This is a genomic window from Lelliottia sp. RWM.1, from assembly GCF_016859735.1.
GTDB lineage: Bacteria > Pseudomonadota > Gammaproteobacteria > Enterobacterales > Enterobacteriaceae > Enterobacter.
Genome location: NZ_WLVC01000008.1, coordinates 102063 through 123968 on the forward strand (window position 1 = coordinate 102063; position 21906 = coordinate 123968).

Below are 21906 nucleotides of genomic sequence, written 5' to 3' on the forward strand. Positions count from 1 at the left end.
CGAAATTAAAAATCGAGCAGCTTTTCTTCGAGTTGTTCAGCACTGCTTCGTAGCTTATCGAGAAAACGCAGTTTGCGTACAGTGTCCGCCGCCACGTCCCACGTCTCGTTATTCAATTGTTCAACCATCTGTTGATGGCGAGTATCAAACATGCTTTTGACACGTTTGATGAAACTTTCCAGGCGCGCTTCGTCTTTTGCCTGTTCAATCTCATCCAGCTCTTCGCGCAGTTCCAGTTGTTCCATCAGGAATGCAGTATCACGCACGGTATGCTGTTCACTTGCCAGATCAAAACCGTGTAGAGAGAGCAGATATTCTGCGCGCGTCAACGGATGACGCAGCGTTTGCCACGCCTGATTGATCGTCGCAGATTGCGAAACTGCCGCCAGTTGCTCTGACGGCGTCCCACTGGCGAACTTATCCGGATGGAACTGACGTTGCAGATCCTGGAAACGTATCGTCAGGGACGGAATATCTATCGGGTACTGGGCGGGTAACCCGAAGAGGGTGAAGTAATCCATAACAATCTCGGGGCTAGCCAGTTAAAACAAACCCCACGCGCAGCGTGTCTGCGGTGGGGTTCTACGGATGACGCACGATTATACGTGGAAGCTTTCGCCGCAACCGCACTCGTCTTTTACGTTCGGGTTCGTAAATTTAAACCCTTCGTTAAGGCCTTCTTTCACGAAGTCCAGTTGAGTGCCGTTGAGAAATTGCAGGCTCTTGCCATCGACCACCACCTTCACGCCTTTGTCTTCAAACACGGTATCGTCTGACGCCGGTTCATCAACAAATTCCAGTACATAAGCCATACCAGAACAGCCGGAGGTACGTACACCCAGTCGCAGGCCAAAGCCTTTACCACGGTTCGCCAGGAAGGCGCTTACTCGCGCGGCAGCGCTGTCGCTAAGGGTAATCGACATACTCAAACCTCAATTATTTTGCTTCACGTTTACTTTTGTAATCCGCAATGGCGGCTTTAATCGCGTCTTCTGCCAGGATCGAGCAGTGAATTTTCACTGGAGGCAGTTCAAGTTCGTCAGCAATATCAGTATTTTTGATTGCCTGAGCTTCATCCAGAGACTTACCTTTCACCCATTCGGTGACCAGGGAGCTGGATGCGATAGCAGAACCGCAGCCGTAAGTCTTGAAACGCGCGTCTTCAATGATACCTTCATTGTTGACTTTAATCTGCAACTTCATCACGTCGCCACATGCTGGTGCACCGACCATGCCACTTCCTACGCTCTCGTCGCTGTTGTCAAAAGAGCCAACGTTACGTGGGTTCTCGTAGTGATCAATTACTTTTTCGCTGTATGCCATGATTGAATTCTCCTTATCTGATACCGATTAGTGATGTGACCATTCAATGCTGTTCAGATCCACGCCCTGCTTGAACATTTCCCACAGTGGAGAAAGGTCACGCAGACGGCCGATGGAGTTACGAACCAGCTTGATGGTGTAGTCAATCTCTTCTTCGGTAGTGAAACGACCTAAAGAGAAACGGATAGAGCTGTGTGCCAGCTCGTCAGTCATACCCAGTGCACGCAGCACATAGGATGGCTCCAGACTTGCAGAGGTACAGGCAGAACCTGAAGACACAGCCAGGTCTTTCAGCGCCATGATCAGCGATTCACCTTCAACATAGTTGAAGCTGACGTTGAGGATGTTTGGAGCGCCCTGCTCGAGATCGCCGTTCAGATAGACTTCTTCCATATCTTTCACGCCGTCCCACAGACGGTTACGTAGAGTGCGCAGACGCGCCATCTCGGTTTCCATCTCTTCTTTCGCAATACGATATGCTTCGCCCATGCCCACGATCTGGTGAACAGGCAGAGTACCAGAACGCATGCCGCGCTCGTGACCACCGCCGTGCATCTGTGCTTCGATGCGGATACGTGGTTTACGACGAACATACAGCGCACCAATGCCTTTCGGGCCGTAGATTTTATGGCCGGAGAAGGACATCAGATCCACTTTCAACTGGCTTAGGTCGATAGGCAGTTTGCCCACGCTCTGGGTTGCATCAACGTGGTAAATGATGCCGCGCGCACGGCACATTTCGCCGATGGTCGCGATATCCTGTACTACGCCGATTTCGTTATTCACGTGCATGATAGAGACCAGAATGGTGTCGTCGCGCATTGCGGCTTCCAGCTCTTTCAGGTCAATGATACCGTTGCTTTGCGGGGCGAGATAGGTGACTTCAAATCCTTCACGCTCCAGCTGGCGGCAGGTATCCAGCACAGCTTTGTGTTCAGTTTTGCTGGTAATGACGTGCTTGCCTTTTTTCTGATAGAAGTTGGCTGCACCTTTGATCGCCAGGTTGTCGGATTCGGTCGCGCCGGAAGTGAAAACAATTTCACGCGGATCGGCGCCCACCAGGTCAGCAATCTGATTACGGGCGATATCAACTGCCTCTTCAGCATGCCAGCCAAAACGGTGTGAACGGGAAGCTGGGTTACCAAAGTTTCCGTCCAGGGTCAGACACTGCATCATTTTCTCGGCAACACGCGGGTCCACCGGCGTGGTTGCGGAGTAATCGAGATAGATCGGTAATTTCATTGCTCTATAAACTCCGTACATCGCTTCAATGCAAGGAATCAGGCTACCGGCTGGATGTACGACCGAGTACACGGGGCGGGTGAACGCCCCGGCCTGATTCTGAAATCTATTATAATTTTTTACCCTAACTGTTTTGCGATGCGGCAATGCCGCAGCGCCCCGAAACAGAACGGGTAAATTATGCGCGCAGTTTCACGTCGATAGCGTCTTGTGCGCGGGTGCTGCGTTGGGAATCATGGCTATGCTGACGACCAGATACATCCAGAACTTCCTGGTTATTCACCAGTTCACCAAGGGTGATGTTGTTCAGGAAGCCGGTCAGACGGTCGCTCAAGTCGCGCCACAGCGCGTGGGTCAGGCACTTATCACCGCCCTGGCAGCCACCTTTGCCCTGACAACGCGTCGCATCAACAGACTCGTCAACAGCACTAATGACTTCACCCACCGCAATGCTGCCAGCGTCTTTACCCAGCAGATAACCGCCGCCTGGGCCACGTACACTGGAAACCAGTCCATTTTTACGCAATCTGGAGAACAGTTGTTCCAGATAAGAAAGGGAAATTCCCTGACGTTCAGAAATATCAGCCAACGGAACCGGGCCCGTTTCAGAGTTGAGCGCAACGTCCAGCATCGCGGTCACGGCATAACGCCCTTTAGATGTCAGTCTCATGTCTTACTTAACCTCAAACTCGCCCCTGCCCGGGGTTTTTTATTGTAAAATGGGGATATTGCATAGCAGGGCCAAGTCTGACATTCCCGACTAAATTGGTCAACTATTTACTTGACTGTTTTAGTCAGGTATTTAACGTTACGTGCCGTTTTGCCTCAGTGTGGCTTGATGCCCTCACCCGCCGGAAGAGGGCAAAAAACGGTGCAATCACTCTTTATTCTTCTGCTCAATCGACGCCAGAATACCGCGCAGGATGTTCAGTTCCTGGCTTTCAGGGCGCGCACGTGTGAACAGACGGCGCAGCTTATTCATGACCTGACCTGGGTGACCTTCGCGAATAAAACCGGTAGAAAGCAGTGTCTGTTCCAGATGACCGTAGAAGCGTTCAAGGTCGTCAACCAGCGGATATGGCGTTTCTGCCTGCTCCACGCTCTCGCCTTTTTCCTGTGTTGCCAGCCAGGCCATACGCACTTCATAGGCGATCACCTGAACGGCCATCGCCAGATTCAGCGAGCTGTACTCCGGGTTCGCCGCGATGGCAACGTGGTAATGGCATTTCTGTAATTCGTCGTTAGTCAGCCCGACACGCTCACGACCAAACACCAGCGCGACCGGAGCCTGTTCAGCCTCGGAAATGCTCTTCAGGCCACATTCACGCGGGTCCAGCATTGGCCACGGTAACGTACGGGAACGGGCGCTGGTTCCTACCACCAGGCTACATCCGGCAAGCGCTTCATCAAGCGTATCGACGATTTGTGCATTACCAATCACATCACTTGCACCCGCCGCCAGCGCGATCGCCTGAGAGTCGGGTTTCACCAGCGGATTAACCAACCACAAATTGGTTAATCCCATTGTTTTCATTGCGCGGGCGACAGAGCCCATGTTGCCGGTATGCGATGTTTCGACCAGCACGATTCGAATGTTTTGCAGCATAATTTTTCTGTGTCTGAATTCAGTGTCTGAAGAATATTCGGGCATATTATCATAAACGAGAGACATAATCCGAACTCGCTGCTATACTCTGCGCCGATTTTCCCGTTCTTTAACATCCAGTGAGAGAGACCGATGCATCCGATGCTGACCATCGCCGTGCGCGCAGCGCGCAAGGCGGGTAATGTAATTGCCAAACACTACGAAACACCTGACTCCGTAGAAACCAGCCAGAAAGGCAGCAATGATTTCGTGACGAATGTCGATAAAGCCGCAGAAGCGATTATTATCGAAACAATCCGCAAATCTTACCCGCAGCACACCATCATCACCGAAGAAAGCGGTGAACACGAAGGTACAGATCAGGATGTTCAATGGGTTATCGATCCACTGGATGGCACGACCAACTTCGTAAAACGTCTTCCACACTTCTCTGTATCTATCGCAGTACGCATTAAAGGCCGTACTGAAGTTGCTGTGGTTTATGATCCAATGCGTAACGAACTCTTCACCGCGACCCGCGGCCAGGGGGCTCAGCTGAATGGTTATCGTCTGCGCGGCAGCAATGCACGCGATCTGGATGGTACTATTCTGGCGACCGGCTTCCCGTTCAAAGCCAAACAACACGCTACTGCATACATGAATATCCTGGGCAAGCTGTTCACCGAATGTGCTGACTTCCGTCGCACCGGCTCTGCTGCACTGGATCTGGCGTATGTTGCTGCTGGCCGCGTTGACGGTTACTTCGAAATTGGCCTGAAGCCGTGGGATTTCGCTGCTGGCGAACTGATTGCACGCGAAGCTGGCGCGCTGGTGTGCGATTTCACCGGTGGTCACAACTACATGCTGACAGGCAACATCGTGGCGGGTAACCCACGTGTGGTTAAAGCCATGCTGGCAAATATGCGTGATGAACTGAGCGAAGCGCTGAAGCGTTAATTCAGCTTATCGCCCCAGCCTGGTCATCCTCTATGGGAGAAGGCCAGGCTGGACATCAAATCACATACCGTCAAAAGGGCCGCAACCCCCTTCCCACCGGCACTGCACTCATCCACATCGTTACCGCTGCAACCAGTAAAATCACGCCACCCGCCAATGCGAGCGTAGTCCACCCTACCTGTCGCCATAGCACCGGCGTTGTGTTACCACTGAGTTTGACCGCCATCTGACGGAAACTGTGCACCAGCAATGCCAGCGATGAAATCGTTAATGATGTCCCCGCCGCCATCGCCAGCGCCGACAGCATTCCCCAGCCAAATACGCCAATCACCTTACTGAACAGCAGCACCATGATCGCGCCTGAACATGGACGCATTCCCATCGAGAGGATGATCATCGCGCGCGCACGCCAGTCATCGCCATTCTGTAATTGATCCTGCGTCGGCAGATGCTGATGCCCACAGCCACAGTGGGCATCGTGAACATGGTGCGGCGTAAATGTTTTGAATTTTGGTTTTTGCAGTAATACCTGCAATTTTTTCAGCGCTCGCCAGCAAAGAATGAGCCCCAGTATGCCGACCAGCGCATAACTCCCCTTCTCCAGCCAAAAACTGCTCATATGCAACTGACGTGCAGGAAGTTGTAAAAGCGACAGCACAATCACCACCAGCCCAATCGCTACGCAACCCTGAAGCAGTGAAGAGGCCAGCGTCAGGCCAATACTCGATTTCAGCTTCGACGGATGGGTAGCAAGCTAGGTAGTGATCACGATCTTGCCATGCCCCGGTCCCAGAGCATGCAGCACACCGTAAACAAAGCTGAATGCCAGGAGAGCGCCCCCCGCTTTCGTCGGGTTTTCGGCCACCGCTTTCAGCAACCCGCTCATCTGCTGGTTAACCTCTCGCTGCCAGATAATGCTTTTCATCATTACCTGAGGACAGGCGTGCCATAACCACAGTGAACCACACACGGCAAACAGCAAAAAAAGAGCCAGCGGCCAAAGATGCAGCCACTGGCGAGATTTTCTGACCGGAGAAGAAATCACTGACATTGTAAGGTTACCTGCTGTGCAAACTGTTTCCCCAACTCCATATCCTCCGGCGGCGCGTCTGCTTTATCGAGCGATACGGCAAAGTTAAGCGTTTCCTCGCTGGGTTTTGGAGTGTGTACGGCAATCTTACAATTTTTTTGCAGGGCAGCAGGAAGGTGTGCATCACCGTCTTCGGCGTAACTCATATCAACATAGTAAGTGGGGTCGAACGTCGAAAAGGTGTATTTCTGTCCTGCCAGCAGTTGCGGTTCAGCCAGCGGGAGAATGAACGTTAGTACCGCCTGATGCCCCTCGCGTGACATTCCATACTCTGTCGGGCGATTGAGAAACTTCACTTTCTTCCCGTCATGCCAGAACTCTGTGAAATAGTGCTGACCGAGGACATTGGCCATCACTTCTGCAGCCAGTTTTTTCCAAATCTCATCACCAGGCCAGGCATTTCCTGCATCATAAAGCAGATCAGCAGAGGTAATTTCATCCATCGTCCAGCGCATTTTCAGACCGCTGAGATGTGTTCCATCCGTTACCAGATCCGTTTTCAGGCTGATAAAACTGTGAGGATGTGCGCTAACGGTAAGAGAGAAAACCGCCAAAAATAACGCCAAGGCGCTTTGTTTAACTATTTGCATCACTTCCTCACGTCAAAAATTCTGTGATGTTCGCCAGCATTCCTGAAGGAAAGAGCTCTCGCTGCGCTTTCTTGCGGACATCCTTTAGCTATTCTTACCAGACACTCCTACTGGATACCCGACAGATGATGACGACGCTCGAAATACCATCTGTGCTTTCCAGTTCGCAGCGCCGCTGCCAGGTGCTTTTGATGCTTTACCTGCCCGATGCTGCCGTCACCGCACAAAGCATTATTGCTGCTAATGGGGTGGACGATGCTATCGCACGGCAAGATATAGCCGAGACGCGCGATGAAATCCAGCGCTATCACCGGCTAGACATCGTTTCGCATCATGACGGTAGCTACCGAATTGAAGGCACAGCACTGAATCAACGGTTATGCCTGCTGCACTGGCTGCGCAGGTCACTTCGGCTTTGCCCACATTTTGTGACTCATCAGTTTACGCCCGCGCTTAAAACCGCACTTAAACAGCATGGCATTGCCCGGACGCTGTATGACGATACAAATCTAAGAGCACTGATTAACTTCTGTTCGCGCAAGCTTCAGCGCCAGTTTGAATGCCGGGACATTCAGTTTTTACAGCTTTTTTTGCAGTATTGTCTGATTCAGCACCATCTGGGTAAAACGCCGCAGTTTTCCCACATTCAGCGCAACTGGACGCAATCACGGAGCGAGTATTTCACCGCGCAGGAGATCGTTCGTCACTGGAAGCGACGTGTCGCCAGGATACCTCACGTTGATGAACAGCTATTTTTGGCGCTGCTGTTTATGATGCTACGCACTCCCGACCCTGCTATGGATAAACACCAGCAGGATGAACGTCTGCGCCGGACAATTGTCCGGATGATTGCCCGTTTCCGGTCGCAAACCGGTATGCACTTTAGCGATGAACAAGGCCTGACCGATCAGCTTTATATCCATCTTGCTCAGGCGCTTGACCGCTCGCTGTTCGATGTCGGTATTGATAACAGTCTGCCGGAGGAGATCCATCGGCTCTATCCACGACTGCTGCGCACAACGAAAGATGTGCTTTTCGAACTGGAAGCCGAGTTTGGGCTGCGTTTCTCTGATGATGAGATGAGCCTGGTTGCTGTTATTTTTGGCGCATGGCTGATGCAGGAAAGTGACTTGCATGAAAAACAGGTGGTGTTGCTGACGGGTGACGATCAGGCCTGCGAAGCACTGATTGAGCAGCAATTACGGGAAATTACGTTGCTGCCGCTCAATATCCGCTATCTGTCGTTAAAGACCTATCAGAAAGAGGGTGCGCCCAGGGAAGCGGCACTGGTTGTCACCCCTTACGCTACGACGTTACCGCTGTTCTCGCCGCCGCTTATTCATGCCGTTGAGGCGCTCAATATGCAGCAGCAAGAACATATCCGGGCCATGCTCGAATCGTAAGCCTTATACGCGCGCGGCCACTTTGGGACGCACTACCATTGCAGGCAGCGCCACCAGAGCCATCACCCAGAATACGCCATGCCCCAGGTGCTGATACAGGAAACCGGCAAAGACTGTCATTATTGCGATACTGCCACCCATGGCCACCGCGGAATAAACCGCCTGAAGTCGAATAACGTCCCCACCCTCACGAGCAGCGATATAGCGCATCGCCGCCAGATGACAAACGGTGAAGGTTCCACAGTGCAGGATTTGCGCCACAATCAGCCACGGCAGCTCTGTGGTCCAGCCCATAATGCCCCAGCGCGCCACACCGCAAATAGCGGAAAGCAATAACAGATCGCGAGCACCAAAACGGCGGAACAGTTTTTTGCTCAGCGCGAAGATAACAACTTCTGCCACCACGCCGAGTGACCATAAATAGCCCACCGCTGAAGCGGAATATCCCGCCCCCTGCCAGTAAATCGCACTGAAGCCATAGTAGGCCGCATGTGCCCCCTGTAGCAGGCAGACACAGGCCAGAAAACGCCAACTCTGCGCCACTAGCGTGCGCCAGGCCGGCCAGCCAGCCCTCTCCTGGTGACGACTTTCCCCCTGCGGCATTACCGACGGACGCAGCAGCATGCCCAGTAACATGGAGGCAATCCCGATGCTCAGCAGTGCCAGAATGGCGTGGTAATCGTAGAGACTGACCAGTTTGCCCACCAGCGCGGACCCAATCACAAACGCAATCGATCCCCACAGGCGAACACGGCCATAATCCATGGTTATCTGTTTTTGCCATGTATTTGCCAGGGCATCTGTCAACGGAACCAGGGGAGAGAAGAAAAGGTTAAAACCCACCATCACCACCATCAGCCAGGCAAACTGATGGCTGATCCAAAACCCGGCAAGGAACACCAGCGTCAGGAGCGCCAGAATACGTAAAGATTTAATCAGTAATGAGGGATCGCTAACACGGGGGGCAATAATGAGACTACCGAGAAAACGTGCGATAAGTCCTGCACCGAGCAACAAACCGATAGTCTCAGGCGTCAGCCCAATTCCTTTGAGCCAGACGCTCCAGAAAGGCAGAAAAATACCGTAGCTGAAAAAATAGGTGAAATAGCTGAGCGCCAGCCAGCGTGTGGAATGCAAAACCATGAATCCCTCCCGATATGGAGGCGATAGTCTGGCGGTAAACAAGTATCAGCGCAAGCCACGAGTAACAACTAAATAACACGTAAATTTAGCAGGGCTTTATCGCCCTGCTGTATTACCCGTGAATGAAAACGCGATGAATGCGTTTTGACCGCAGGAAATAAGGGATCCAGATAAGCGCGCCAACCAGCGGTGAAAGCGCATTACGGATATCTGCAGTATCCAGTCTGGCATCAAAGACCCACGCCGGAATACCTACGAAATAAAGCATGTAAGCCACCCCCATTAAATAGTAGGGAATGATGATTTTGCGGATACCCGCTTTTCTTTTAAAGAAGAACCATCCAGCAGCAAAGGTCAGAACCAGATCAATTAACACAACCGGAATTCCTCCCATGCCAAACAGAGTGATACCACTGCCTTGCTGAAAATAACGGAACACGGCGGAAAAATAGTTCCAGGCGCCAAACGGTGTCGTCAGCAGGTTAATCACTAACCCGGCAGCAGGCAGATAAAGCAGCCCGTTTATTTTCTGTTCATCCTGTTGTTCGCACTCATCACACAACCCAGACTCTTTATTGGCCTCTTTTTGCTGACATTCTATGCACTGCATATTTATCCCTTGCCAAAGAAAAGAGGTGATTTTACACGATAGCGCTATTTTGCATCACACCAATGCCTGATTTATGAAGAAAAGCTGAATGGCACGCCTGCAATTTGTGTATTAGCTTTAAGAAAGGTCCCACCTGAAAACGAGCCTGCTATGAACACTCTGCGTTATTTTGATTTCGGCCAGTCCCGTCCTCTGATGTTACTGATTGCCCGTATCGCGATCGTTGTGTTGTTTATTATTTTTGGTTTTCCGAAGCTGACTGGATTTAGTGGTACGGTGCAATATATGACGTCACTGGGCGCACCAATGCCCATGCTGGCCGCCATTATTGCCGTGGTGATGGAAGTTCCCGCCGCCATTCTTATTGTGCTCGGCTTTTTTACTCGCCCGCTGGCGATACTCTTCGTTTTTTATACGCTAGGGACGGCGGTAATTGGCCACCACTACTGGGACATGAGCGGCGATGCGGTTGTGCCAAATATGATCAACTTCTATAAAAATATCAGTATTGCTGGTGCATTCTTGCTGCTGGCGATAACCGGGCCTGGCGCACTCTCCATTGACCGACGTTAACCATAAAAAAAAGGCCGCAACCGCGGCCTTTTTTAGTTCAGCAATACTGAATTATGCGTAAACAGGGAAGCGTGCGCAGATATCCAGCACTTTACCTTTAACGCGCTCAATGACCGCTTCGTCATTGATGTTGTCCAGAACGTCACACATCCAGCCTGCCAGCTCTTTCACTTCCGCTTCTTTGAAACCGCGACGCGTCACAGCCGGAGAACCGATACGGATACCGGAGGTCACAAACGGGCTCTTAGGATCGTTAGGCACGCTGTTTTTGTTAACGGTGATGTTGGCACGGCCCAGGGCAGCGTCAGCTTCTTTACCGGTCAGGTTTTTATCAACCAGATCCAGCAGGAACAGGTGGTTCTCAGTACCGCCAGACACCACTTTGTAACCACGATTCAGGAAGACTTCCACCATCGCTTTGGCGTTTTTCGCAACCTGCTGCTGGTAAACCTTGAACTCTGGCTCCATCGCTTCTTTCAGTGCCACCGCTTTACCCGCGATAACGTGCATCAGCGGGCCGCCCTGTGCGCTTGGGAAAACAGCAGAGTTCAGTTTCTTGTACAGCTCTTCGCTACCGCCTTTCGCCAGGATCAGGCCACCGCGTGGACCTGCCAGGGTTTTGTGGGTCGTGGTGGTTACAACGTGAGCATGCGGAACCGGGTTCGGGTATACATCCGCAGCAATCAGGCCTGCAACGTGCGCCATATCCACGAACAGATACGCACCGATGCTGTCTGCGATTTCACGCATTTTTGCCCAATCAACCACGCCAGAGTATGCGGAGAAACCACCGATAATCATCTTCGGTTTGTGGGTTTGAGCCTGCTTCGCCATGTCAGCGTAGTCAATTTTACCGGACTCATCGATACCGTAAGGGATGATGTTGTACAGCTTGCCGGAGAAGTTAACCGGAGAGCCGTGAGTCAGGTGGCCACCTTGCGCCAGGTTCATACCCAGAACGGTATCACCCGGTTGCAGCAGAGCGGTATAAACAGCGAAGTTAGCCTGAGATCCGGAGTGTGGCTGCACGTTAGCGTAATCAGCGCCAAACAGCTCTTTTGCACGGTCAATCGCCAGTTGTTCAACGATATCAACGTATTCGCAACCGCCGTAGTAGCGCTTGCCTGGGTAACCTTCAGCATATTTGTTGGTCAGCTGAGAACCCTGCGCCTGCATGACGCGCGGGCTGGTGTAGTTCTCGGAGGCGATCAGTTCGATGTGCTCTTCCTGACGTACTTTTTCCTGCTCCATAGCCTGCCACAGTTCGGCATCATAATCGGCAATGTTCATTTCACGCTTTAACATCCGCATCTCCTGACTCAGCTAACAATAAAATTTTGACCTGAAAAAGGCAGTCCTGTTGGACAACGCGCAACAGTATAACTGATTAGTTCTGTGATAACAGGTCTTGACAAAGGATTTTACGCAAACGTTTTCCTTCATGCCACGCAAGGGTTTGAGGAATAAAGCTCTCGCCATTTTCAATGGATTTCTTTTCAGGTTTGTGATGCATATTTTTCACGATGCAAAGAACCATTTACAACGCAGGGTTATTTTTTATAAGATGCATTTAAAATACATCATTAAAGTAACACTCAGAAGGAAGCTGCTATGCTCGACGCTCAAACCATCGCAACCGTTAAAGCCACCATTCCCCTGCTGGTCGAAACCGGACCTAAACTTACCGCCCATTTCTACGATCGCATGTTCACGCATAACCCGGAGCTCAAAGAGATTTTCAACATGAGCAACCAGCGTAATGGCGATCAGCGTGAAGCACTGTTTAACGCCATCGCGGCTTATGCCAGTAACATTGAAAACCTGGCGGCTTTGCTGCCTGCGGTAGAAAAAATCGCGCAGAAACATACCAGTTTCCAGATCCAACCCGAGCAATACAATATCGTTGGCGGCCACCTGCTGGCGACGCTGGACGAGATGTTCAGCCCAGGTCAGGAGGTCCTGGACGCATGGGGTAAAGCCTATGGCGTGCTGGCAAACGTGTTTATCAATCGCGAAGCACAACTCTACAGCGAAAATGCAAACAAAAACGGCGGCTGGGAAGGAACCCGCGCGTTCCGTATCGTCGAGAAAACCCCGCGTAGCGCCCTGATTACCAGCTTTGAATTTGAACCTGTCGATGGTCAGCCGGTTGCCGATTACCAGCCAGGCCAGTATCTGGGGGTCTGGCTGAAACCCGAAGGCTTCCCGCACCAGGAGATCCGCCAGTACTCTCTGACACGTAAACCCAACGGTAAAGGCTATCGCATTGCGGTAAAACGTGAAGAAGGCGGTCAAGTTTCCACCTGGCTGCATAATCATGCGAGTGTCGGAGATGTGGTTCATCTGGCCGCACCAGCGGGCGATTTCTTTATGGCCGTTGAGGCGAATACGCCAGTGACGCTGATTTCTGCGGGTGTCGGTCAAACCCCGATGCTGGCGATGCTGGATACGCTGGCAAAATCTAACCACAGTGCCCAGGTGAACTGGTTCCATGCGGCTGAAAACGGTGACGTTCACGCCTTTGCGGATGAAGTGAATACGATTGCGACAAGTTTGCCACGCTTTAACGCGCACACCTGGTATCGTCAGCCGACAGACGCTGACCGGGCAGCCAAACGTTTCAACAGTGAAGGATTGATGGATTTAAGCCAGCAGGAAGGTGCGTTCAGCGCACCAGATATGCAGTTCTACGTCTGTGGTCCGGTGGCGTTTATGCAGTATGCCGCGAAGCAACTGGTTGGATTGGGTGTGGCGAAAGACAACATTCACTATGAATGTTTTGGACCGCATAAAGTTCTGTAATCGCCTAACGGTGCTTCACTTGCAATGGCCTACAGGGCAATCTTGTAGGCCGGATAAGCGCAGCACCACACGGCAATCATGTTAAATCGCGGCGTCGTCTTCCTCGCCCGTACGGATACGGATAACACGCGCAACATCAAACACGAAAATTTTGCCGTCGCCGATTTTACCCGTCTGTGCCGTACGAATAATTGTATCCACGCAGGTATCGACAATATCGTCACTCACCACAATTTCAATTTTCACTTTCGGCAGAAAGTCCACCATGTACTCTGCGCCACGGTACAGCTCAGTGTGGCCCTTCTGGCGACCAAAACCTTTCACTTCAGTCACTGTCATCCCGGTAATGCCAACTTCCGCCAGCGCTTCACGTACATCATCCAGTTTGAAAGGTTTAATAATCGCATCAATTTTTTTCATGGTGGGTCCTTAAACTCTTGCCTGTTAACAGCCTCGTAATCGGTTGCTCACAGTATCATATTCATTCGGATTTTGCGGTACTACTCTTTAAAATCGTTCGCTTCCAGCTCATGGCGCGACAGCAGCTTGTAGAACTCGGTACGGTTACGTCCGGCCATACGCGCCGCATGGGTGACGTTACCCTTAGTGATCTGGAGGAGCTTACGCAGATAGTTGAGCTCAAACTGATTACGCGCTTCAACAAAGGTCGGCAACACCGTATTTTCACCTTCCAGCGCCTGCTCCACCAGCGCATCACTGATCACCGGTGAAGATGTCAGCGCCACACACTGCTCAATGACATTTACCAGTTGACGCACATTACCCGGCCAGCTTGCCGTCATCAGACGTTTCATTGCATCCGTTGAAAATGCCCGGACAAACGGCTTGTGACGGTCAGCGGACTGGCGCAGAAGATGGTTCGCCAACAACGGGATATCTTCCGCACGCTCTGCCAGTGCAGGGATTTTCAGGTTCACGACGTTGAGACGATAATAGAGATCTTCACGAAATTCGCTTCGTGCCATCACCTTCGGTAAATCACGATGTGTGGCAGAGATAATGCGCACGTTGATATCAATATCGCGGTTGCTGCCCAAAGGACGGACTTTACGCTCCTGCAAAACACGTAATAATTTTACCTGGAGCGGCGCAGGCATATCACCGATCTCATCAAGGAAAAGCGTACCGCCTTCGGCCGCCTGAAACAGCCCTTCCCTGCTGCTCACTGCACCGGTAAATGCCCCCCGCGCGTGACCAAATAATTCAGATTCCAAAAGCTGCTCTGGCAACGCACCGCAGTTGATCGCAATAAAGGCATTTTTATTGCGCGGGCTGGCGTTGTGAATAGCCTGCGCCAGGATCTCTTTCCCGGTTCCACTCTGGCCGTTAATCAGCACGCTCACATCTGATTGCGCCACCATTCGCGCCTGCTCAAGCAGACGCAGCATGGCCGGGCTTCGAGTGACGATCGATTCTCGCCATGCTTCATCGCTGGAGGGCGCGGCGTGCTCAAGCGCGCTATCGATGGCCTTATAGAGTGCATCTTTGTCTACCGGTTTGGTCAGGAAGCTAAATACGCCCTGCTGCGTCGCGGCAACGGCATCCGGGATCGAACCGTGTGCGGTAAGAATAATCACCGGCATGCCAGGCTGCTGTTTCTGGATCTCAGCAAACAACTGCATGCCATCCATTTCGTCCATCCGCAAATCGCTGATCACGAGATCAATCTTCTCACGGGTAAGCACTTTCAGTCCTTCCTGCCCACTTTCGGCAGTTACCACGCTAAAACCTTCGCTGACCAGGCGCATTCCCAGCAGTTTTAACAAACCAGGGTCATCGTCGACCAGCAGGAGGTGAGCGGGTTTACGGCTTGTCATGGCTTCACATCCTCTTGTTTCTGCGTATCACTATCCTGATCCGGCGTTGTCGATTGTGAATTACTCTTTGACCCATCGGGCAAATAGCTCCCCGCCGGTTTACGTGTCGAGAGCTGTCTTTCAATATCAGTCAGGTTTTCAAGCTTGCGCGTCGTGGTATCAAGTTGAGTGCGTAAGTATTGTTGTTGCTGGCGAAGTGTATCAAGCTCACCGTCGGTAGACTGCTGTAACTTACTGTAGCGGGAGCGTTCTTCGGCCAGTTGCAGTTGTTGCACTTGCCCTTCTCGCCAGAGTTGGTACACCGGGCGAACCTGGGCCGGGATCCGTGAACTGAGCGTGTCCAGTTGCGCGGTATTTGCTCGCCGTTCGACGGGGGTAATTTTAGCGTCGGCCAGTAAAATCGCGCGTTTAAACGTATCCTGCCAGGTATCGTCTCCCCACATAGCCGCTTGTGCGCGAGCGGTGGCGGGCGCAAGACGCTGCGCGCAATCGATCCCACGAAGCCAGTACAGAGGGTTAACATCCACATCATGACCAGATAAATTCCAGAGATCGTCGCAGCGAGTGGTCAGGAAGTCCGCCAGTTGGTTTTCTGGCCATTTATCATCTTGTCTATCACTAATCGCACTCTCAGGGGCATGGGAAACACACCCCGCCAGAAGTAAACCGGACAGGCCCAGACGCCATTTTTTGCTGGAAAACACTGCGCGCACTGCGCGAAAAAAGACGTGTGACATACTCACCAGACATAGATTCATTTCATTGATTTTTCCGGCTCAAGAGGCAGTTCGATACGAAAGCACACATCCGAGCGATCGTCACTCACGATATTGAGCTCGCCTTGCATGCGCCGTATGCAGTCGCGGGCAATACTCAACCCCAGACCACTTCCTTTTACCGCACCTTTTCGCTGATGACTTCCCTGGAAAAAGGGCTCAAAAATCATCGCTTTTTCGTCATCCGGAATCGGCGTGCCCGTATTGGCAACGTCAATAAACACTCGAGAATCATTCATATAACTACGGATATAAATGTTACCGGATTCAGTACCATAGTGCACCGCATTGGAATAAAGATTATCCAGCACACTCATCAAAAGCATCGGCTCGGCAAGGCAGGCTGAGACATTAAGCGCCACGTCAGTATGCATCATTTTAGCTCTTGCCGGCAGACTATGGGCTGAGACCACCATGTCTATCAGAGGCGCAATATCGACCCTTTCAAGGGCCACTGCACCATCGGCCAGTTTACGGTTGTAATCCAGTAATTGCTCAATAAGTTTTTGCAAATTACGGCTGCTGGCATCCAGGATCTCAACAATCTCTTTTTGTTCTGGCGTCAGTGGCCCTGGAACCTCATCAGCCAGCAGCTCCGTCCCTTCCCGCATACTGGCGAGTGGCGTTTTTAATTCGTGCGAGATGTGGCGTAAAAACTGATGACGCTGGGACTCCAGCCATGCCAGACGTTCCGAAAGCCAGATAATACGCTGGCCCACAGAGCGCAATTCCCTTGGGCCTTTAAAGACAACCGTGTCACCAAGGGAACGGCCTTCCCCCAGGCGGTTGATCATCCGCTGAATGCCTTTTACCGGGCCGATAATCATGCGAGTAAACAACAGAACCAGCGCCAGGCTGACTAAAAAGAGCACCAGCGCCTGCCAGCCAAAGAACTGACCTCGCTCAGCGATCTCCTGCTGCAACTGCTGGCCCCGTGAGAAAATCACTGCTCGCGTCGCCTGGGTCATGTCGGTATTGGCGTTAGCAAACGCTTCAAGACGTGCGGCAGCAGCAGCATCCGGGCCACTGTTTTTACACTGCAACTGGGCCAGATCGTTCAGGTCCTGGCGTAGCGCCTGGTAAAGCTTGTCATCAGGCAGAACGCCCGCATGTGCATCCAGCATTTCGCTGTAGCGTTTACGTTGATTTTGATAGACCTTTTCCAGGGTACGATCGTCCAGCACGCAATACTGGCGATAGCTTCGTTCCATCTCCAGCGCGGCATTGGTCATCGCTTCACTGCGCCGTGCATCAACCAGCGTTGTGCGGTTTGTTAATGCCGCCTGAGCACTGAGTGCATTCAGGCTTTGCCACGCCTGCCATGCCAGAACCAGAAGAGGCAACAGAATCAACAGAAACGCCATCATGACGAGTTGTCGCAGGGAACGAGGAAAAACGGGCCAGCGTTTCAACGCATTACTCTCTTAGTAAGGGGTTCATGAGAGCGTAACTGAGTCTACCCTTCAGATACAACAAAGCCGGGTAAAAACCCGGCTTTGTTGTGAAATGAGGCGGTGCCTAACTCGACGTTTCGCCCTGGCCTGATAAAGCATCGCTATAATCAGTGGTTGGACGGCAGGCACCTGTTTGTGCGTCATTCGAAGTTTATGTAGCACGTCCCGAAGGGGCTGACATAAGAGGGTGAATGAGCCACTGCGCAATATTATGCAACACCCATGCCAGAATAAAAAGTAAATATTTATATTATTGATAATAATGAGGTTTATTGATTCACGCTGTCAATTAGTCATCGAATGATTTTCATGCTAAATGTCGCCAATTAACAACACCTTAGCTTAAACATAATTAACTTCATATAAATCATAGAATTAAATGTCTCCATATGGAGACACTCTAAATACAGGGTTGTCGCGAATTCCCGACAAAAAAAAGCCCCCATTTCTGGAGGCTTTTTACAAACAGGAGGCGTTTAGCCCAACTGTTTACGTGCATTGCGGAAAATGCGCATCCACGGGCTGTCTTCGCCCCAGTTTTCCGGATGCCAGGAGTTGCTCACCGTACGGAACACACGTTCCGGATGCGGCATCATCACCGTGACCCTGCCACTTTCGCTGGTCACTGCGGTAATACCATTCGGGGAGCCGTTCGGGTTTGCAGGATACGTTTGCGTCACTTTGCCAGTGTTATCGACAAAGCGCAGCGCCACCAGGCCTTTGCTTTCAAGCTGAGCAAGATGGGCAGCATCACGAACTTCAACCTGGCCTTCACCGTGAGATACCGCAATCGGCATCTGCGAGCCAACCATACCCTGCAACAACAGAGACGGGCTTTGTGTCACTTCAACCAGGCTAAAACGCGCTTCGAAGCGGTCAGACTGGTTACGCACAAAGCGTGGCCAGGCTTCGCTTCCTGGGATCAGTTCACGCAGATTAGACATCATCTGGCAACCATTGCATACGCCGAGCGCCAGAGTCTGCGGACGGTGGAAGAAGGTTTCAAACTCATCACGAACGCGGTTGTTGAAGAGGATGGACTTCGCCCAGCCTTCTCCCGCCCCCAGCACGTCACCGTATGAAAAGCCACCGCAGGCCACCAGCGCCTGGAAATCGTCCAGCCCGGTACGCCCAGCCAACAGGTCGCTCATATGAACATCGATGGCATCAAAACCTGCACGGTGGAAAGCTGCCGCCATTTCAACGTGGGAGTTCACGCCCTGCTCACGCAGCACGGCCGCTTTTGGACGCGCGCCTGTTGCAATATACGGGGCAGCGATATCCTCGTTAATGTCAAAGGAGAGCTTCACGTTCAGGCCTGGATCGTTGTCATTGGCTTTCGCGTTGTGCTCCTGATCGGCACATTCCGGGTTATCACGCAGACGCTGCATCTGCCAGGTCGTTTCCGCCCACCACATACGCAGTGTGGTGCGGCTTTCGCTGAACACCGCATGGCCATCGGCTTCAATCACAAAACGATCGCCCTTCACGGCACGACCCAGATAGTGCACGCAATCTGCCAGGCCATGTTGTGCCAGCAGTGCCTCAACCGCATCGCGATCTGCTGCACGCACCTGAATCACCGCCCCCAGCTCTTCATTAAACAGCGCCGCCAGACGATCGTCACCAAGCGAAGCGATGTCGGCTTGCACACCACAGTGACCGGTAAAGGCCATTTCTGCCAGGGTCACCAGCAGGCCGCCATCGGAGCGGTCGTGGTAGGCCAGCAGTTTGCGCTGAGCAACCAGTGCCTGAACCGCATCGTAGAAGCCCTTCAACTGCGCGACATCACGCACATCAGCAGGTTTATCACCAAGCTGACGATAAACCTGAGCCAGCGCCGTTGCACCCAGCGCGTTATGGCCTTTGCCCAGATCAATCAGCAACAGGGCGTTGTCTTCAGTCGAGAGCTGCGGAGTGATGGTCTGACGTACGTCTTCGACGCGCGCAAACGCAGTGATCACCAGCGAGAGCGGAGACGTCATCTCGCGCTGCTCGCTCCCTTCCTGCCAGCGGGTTTTCATCGACATGGAGTCTTTACCCACCGGAATGGTCAGGCCGAGAGCAGGACACAACTCCTCGCCCACCGCTTTAACAGCTTCGTACAGACCCGCATCCTCACCAGGGTGACCGGCTGCAGCCATCCAGTTCGCGGAGAGCTTAATACGTTTGATATCGCCAATCTGCGTCGCAGCAATGTTCGTCAACGCTTCACCCACAGCCAGACGGGCTGAAGCGGCGAAGTCGAGCAGTGCCACAGGCGTACGCTCTCCCAGCGCCATCGCTTCACCGTAATAGCTGTCCAGGCTCGCGGTGGTAACGGCACAGTTGGCTACCGGGATCTGCCACGGACCAACCATCTGGTCGCGAGCCACCATACCGGTTACGGTACGGTCGCCAATCGTAACAAGGAAGGTTTTTTCTGCAACGGCAGGCAGATGCAACACACGGTTCACGGCCTCCGCGAGGGTGATGCCCTGGCGATCCAGTGATTTACCCGCCGCTTTACGGGTCTGAACGTTACGCGTCATCTTCGGCGTTTTGCCAAGCAGCACATCCAGCGGCAGGTCGATAGGCTGATTGTCGAAATGCGGGTCGTTCATGGTCAGGTGCAGTTCTTCTGTCGCTTCACCAATGACCGCATACGGTGCACGCTCGCGGCGACACAGTTCGTCAAACAATGGCAACTGATCGGCCGCAACGGCCATCACATAACGTTCCTGGGATTCGTTGCACCAGATCTCCAGCGGGCTCATGCCGGGTTCATCACTCAGTATTTTACGCAGGTCGAAACGGCCACCGCGTCCACCATCGCTCACCAGTTCCGGCATGGCGTTAGATAAACCACCCGCGCCGACATCGTGGATAAACAGAATCGGGTTAGCGTCACCCAGTTGCCAGCAACGGTCGATAACTTCCTGGCAACGGCGTTCCATCTCCGGGTTGTCACGCTGTACAGAGGCAAAATCGAGATCGGCATCAGACTGGCCGGACGCCATAGAAGACGCCGCACCGCCACCCAGACCGATATTCATCGCCGGACCACCCAGGACGATCAGCTTCGCACCAACGGTAATCTCGCCTTTTTGCACGTGATCGGCACGAATGTTACCAATCCCGCCAGCCAGCATGATCGGTTTGTGGTATCCACGCAGCTCTTCACCGTTGTGGCTGTCCACTCTTTCTTCGTAAGTACGGAAGTAACCGTTCAGTGCCGGACGACCAAACTCGTTGTTAAACGCTGCGCCACCCAACGGGCCTTCCGTCATGATATCGAGCGCGGTAACGATACGTTCTGGCTTACCAAAATCTTCTTCCCACGGCTGTTCAAAACCAGGGATACGCAAGTTGGAGACGGAGAAACCAACCAGACCGGCTTTTGGTTTTGCACCGCGGCCGGTTGCACCTTCATCACGGATTTCACCGCCAGAACCGGTTGCCGCACCCGGCCACGGGGAGATCGCCGTCGGGTGGTTGTGGGTTTCAACCTTCATCAGGATATGCGCTGGCTCCTGGTGGAACTCATAACGCCCTGCTTCGCGATCGGCGAAGAAGCGGCCCACTTCTGAACCTTCCATTACCGCCGCGTTATCTTTATAAGCAGACAATACGTGGTCAGGGGTTTGTTCAAAGGTGTTTTTAATCATTTTGAACAGCGACTTTGGCTGCTCTTCGCCATCGATAATCCAGTCAGCGTTGAAAATCTTATGGCGGCAGTGTTCGGAGTTGGCCTGCGCGAACATATAGAGCTCGATGTCGTTCGGATTGCGGTTCAGCTTAACGAAAGCATCCTGCAAATAATCGATTTCATCTTCGGCCAGCGCCAGACCTAAACGCTGGTTAGCCTCAATAAGTGCCTGACGTCCCTGCCCCAGCAGATCTACGCTTTGCACGGGTGCTGGCTGGTGATGAGCAAACAACTTCTGCGCATCGTCCAGAGAGGTAAACACACTCTCCATCATACGGTCGTGTAGCTCGTCAGCAACACTCTGCCACTGCTCAGTGGTCAGCGTTGATGCTTCAACATAGTACGCCACACCACGTTCCAGACGAGTAATCTGATTCAGGCCACAGTTGTGGGCGATGTCAGTGGCTTTTGAAGACCAGGGGGAGATTGTGCCAGGACGCGGAGTCACAAGCAGAAGTTTACCGCCAGGCGTATGGCTATTCAGGGTTGGGCCATACTTGAGCAAGCGTCCAAGGCGCGCCAGCTCTTCGGCATCCAGAGATGCATTCAGATCAGCAAAATGGACATACTCAGCGTAAATATCGCTTACCGGGAGGTCGGCAGCCTGAAAACGTGCCAGCAGTTTATTAATACGGAAGGCAGACAGTGCAGGCGAACCACGCAGAATTTCCATCATAAGTCTCTCGTCTTCGAAGCGCCTGAGGCGCTTACAGTGTGCGCAAGGGGAAAACGGGCGTCATTATAGAGAATCCTGAGCGCCGACGAAACCGTTTGCGTCGAAATAAAATCAACGTTTACGTTTAACAATAGATGTGACCAAACTCTCGAAATT

Annotated in this window: 19 protein-coding genes and 1 pseudogene; 4 read left to right on the top strand and 16 right to left on the bottom strand. The window is 52.4% G+C overall.

Annotated features, from left to right (window positions below; genetic code table 11):
• Positions 1–5 precede the first annotated feature (5 nt).
• The 6 genes from hscB to trmJ form a co-directional block, all read right to left on the bottom strand.
• Positions 6–521: a co-chaperone HscB gene (gene hscB / locus GF617_RS09215; RefSeq protein WP_203451540.1), complete on the bottom strand. Its 516-nt coding sequence runs from the start codon at positions 519–521 to the stop codon at positions 6–8.
• A gap of 78 nt (positions 522–599) precedes the next feature.
• Complete coding sequence (gene iscA, locus GF617_RS09220; RefSeq protein WP_040074497.1) at positions 600–923, bottom strand: iron-sulfur cluster assembly protein IscA; 324 nt, start codon at positions 921–923, stop codon at positions 600–602.
• A gap of 13 nt (positions 924–936) precedes the next feature.
• Positions 937–1323 (bottom strand): Fe-S cluster assembly scaffold IscU, encoded by a 387-nt coding sequence (iscU, locus tag GF617_RS09225; RefSeq protein WP_005120408.1) that lies wholly within the window; start codon positions 1321–1323, stop codon positions 937–939.
• A 27-nt stretch (positions 1324–1350) separates the two neighbouring features.
• Positions 1351–2565: a cysteine desulfurase gene (gene iscS, locus GF617_RS09230; protein ID WP_181620383.1), complete on the bottom strand. Its 1215-nt coding sequence runs from the start codon at positions 2563–2565 to the stop codon at positions 1351–1353.
• 178 nt (positions 2566–2743) lie between these two features.
• Complete coding sequence (gene iscR, locus GF617_RS09235; protein WP_181620384.1) at positions 2744–3235, bottom strand: Fe-S cluster assembly transcriptional regulator IscR; 492 nt, start codon at positions 3233–3235, stop codon at positions 2744–2746.
• 207 nt (positions 3236–3442) lie between these two features.
• Positions 3443–4171, bottom strand: a complete 729-nt coding sequence (trmJ, locus tag GF617_RS09240) for a tRNA (cytosine(32)/uridine(32)-2'-O)-methyltransferase TrmJ (protein ID WP_181620385.1) — start codon at positions 4169–4171, stop codon at positions 3443–3445.
• 132 nt (positions 4172–4303) lie between these two features.
• Between trmJ and suhB the strand changes: the two genes are divergently transcribed.
• Positions 4304–5107 carry an inositol-1-monophosphatase gene (suhB, locus tag GF617_RS09245; protein WP_181620386.1) on the top strand — a complete coding sequence of 268 codons (804 nt, stop codon included), beginning with the start codon at positions 4304–4306 and terminating at the stop codon, positions 5105–5107.
• Between the two features lie 70 nt (positions 5108–5177).
• Here suhB and GF617_RS09250 read toward each other — a convergent pair.
• Positions 5178–6158: pseudogene (locus tag GF617_RS09250) on the bottom strand (nickel/cobalt transporter).
• Positions 6149–6787, bottom strand: coding sequence for a DUF1007 family protein (locus GF617_RS09255; RefSeq protein WP_203451541.1), 639 nt, complete (start codon positions 6785–6787; stop codon positions 6149–6151). The pseudogene GF617_RS09250 and the gene GF617_RS09255 overlap by 10 nt, the downstream one beginning before the upstream one ends.
• 125 nt (positions 6788–6912) lie before the next feature.
• Between GF617_RS09255 and csiE the strand changes: the two genes are divergently transcribed.
• Positions 6913–8190 carry a stationary phase inducible protein CsiE gene (gene csiE, locus GF617_RS09260; protein ID WP_203451542.1) on the top strand — a complete coding sequence of 426 codons (1278 nt, stop codon included), beginning with the start codon at positions 6913–6915 and terminating at the stop codon, positions 8188–8190.
• 3 nt (positions 8191–8193) lie between these two features.
• On the opposite strand, the gene GF617_RS09265 is transcribed toward csiE, so the two are convergent.
• Both GF617_RS09265 and GF617_RS09270 read right to left on the bottom strand, forming a co-directional pair.
• Positions 8194–9333, bottom strand: a complete 1140-nt coding sequence (locus GF617_RS09265; protein ID WP_203451543.1) for a 3-phenylpropionate MFS transporter — start codon at positions 9331–9333, stop codon at positions 8194–8196.
• A gap of 112 nt (positions 9334–9445) precedes the next feature.
• Positions 9446–9943, bottom strand: coding sequence for a DUF2569 domain-containing protein (locus GF617_RS09270; RefSeq protein ID WP_181620391.1), 498 nt, complete (start codon positions 9941–9943; stop codon positions 9446–9448).
• A gap of 150 nt (positions 9944–10093) precedes the next feature.
• Between GF617_RS09270 and GF617_RS09275 the strand changes: the two genes are divergently transcribed.
• Positions 10094–10516: a DoxX family protein gene (locus GF617_RS09275; protein WP_181620392.1), complete on the top strand. Its 423-nt coding sequence runs from the start codon at positions 10094–10096 to the stop codon at positions 10514–10516.
• Positions 10517–10567: 51 nt separating this feature from the next.
• On the opposite strand, the gene glyA is transcribed toward GF617_RS09275, so the two are convergent.
• A complete protein-coding gene (gene glyA, locus GF617_RS09280) occupies positions 10568–11821 on the bottom strand; it encodes a serine hydroxymethyltransferase (protein WP_181620393.1) in 1254 nt (417 codons plus the stop codon).
• A 306-nt stretch (positions 11822–12127) separates the two neighbouring features.
• On the opposite strand from glyA, the gene hmpA reads away from it, so the two are divergent.
• A complete protein-coding gene (hmpA, locus tag GF617_RS09285; protein ID WP_203451544.1) occupies positions 12128–13318 on the top strand; it encodes an NO-inducible flavohemoprotein in 1191 nt (396 codons plus the stop codon).
• Positions 13319–13399: 81 nt separating this feature from the next.
• Here the strand turns inward: hmpA and glnB are convergent, their stop codons facing one another.
• From glnB to purL, 5 genes are all read right to left on the bottom strand, one after another.
• Positions 13400–13738 carry a nitrogen regulatory protein P-II gene (gene glnB, locus GF617_RS09290; protein WP_003860685.1) on the bottom strand — a complete coding sequence of 113 codons (339 nt, stop codon included), beginning with the start codon at positions 13736–13738 and terminating at the stop codon, positions 13400–13402.
• An 80-nt stretch (positions 13739–13818) separates the two neighbouring features.
• Positions 13819–15156, bottom strand: coding sequence for a two-component system response regulator GlrR (glrR, locus tag GF617_RS09295; protein WP_203451545.1), 1338 nt, complete (start codon positions 15154–15156; stop codon positions 13819–13821).
• Positions 15153–15914, bottom strand: a complete 762-nt coding sequence (gene qseG, locus GF617_RS09300) for a two-component system QseEF-associated lipoprotein QseG (RefSeq protein ID WP_181620396.1) — start codon at positions 15912–15914, stop codon at positions 15153–15155. Before qseG ends, glrR begins: the two co-directional genes overlap by 4 nt.
• The gene (gene qseE / locus GF617_RS09305) at positions 15911–17344 is read right to left on the bottom strand and encodes a two component system sensor histidine kinase QseE/GlrK (RefSeq protein WP_181620397.1); all 1434 of its coding nucleotides are present in this window, start codon (positions 17342–17344) and stop codon (positions 15911–15913) included. The genes qseG and qseE overlap by 4 nt, the downstream gene beginning before the upstream one ends.
• Positions 17345–17862: 518 nt before the next feature.
• Positions 17863–21750: a phosphoribosylformylglycinamidine synthase gene (purL, locus tag GF617_RS09310; RefSeq protein WP_203451546.1), complete on the bottom strand. Its 3888-nt coding sequence runs from the start codon at positions 21748–21750 to the stop codon at positions 17863–17865.
• Positions 21751–21906: the final 156 nt, after the last annotated feature.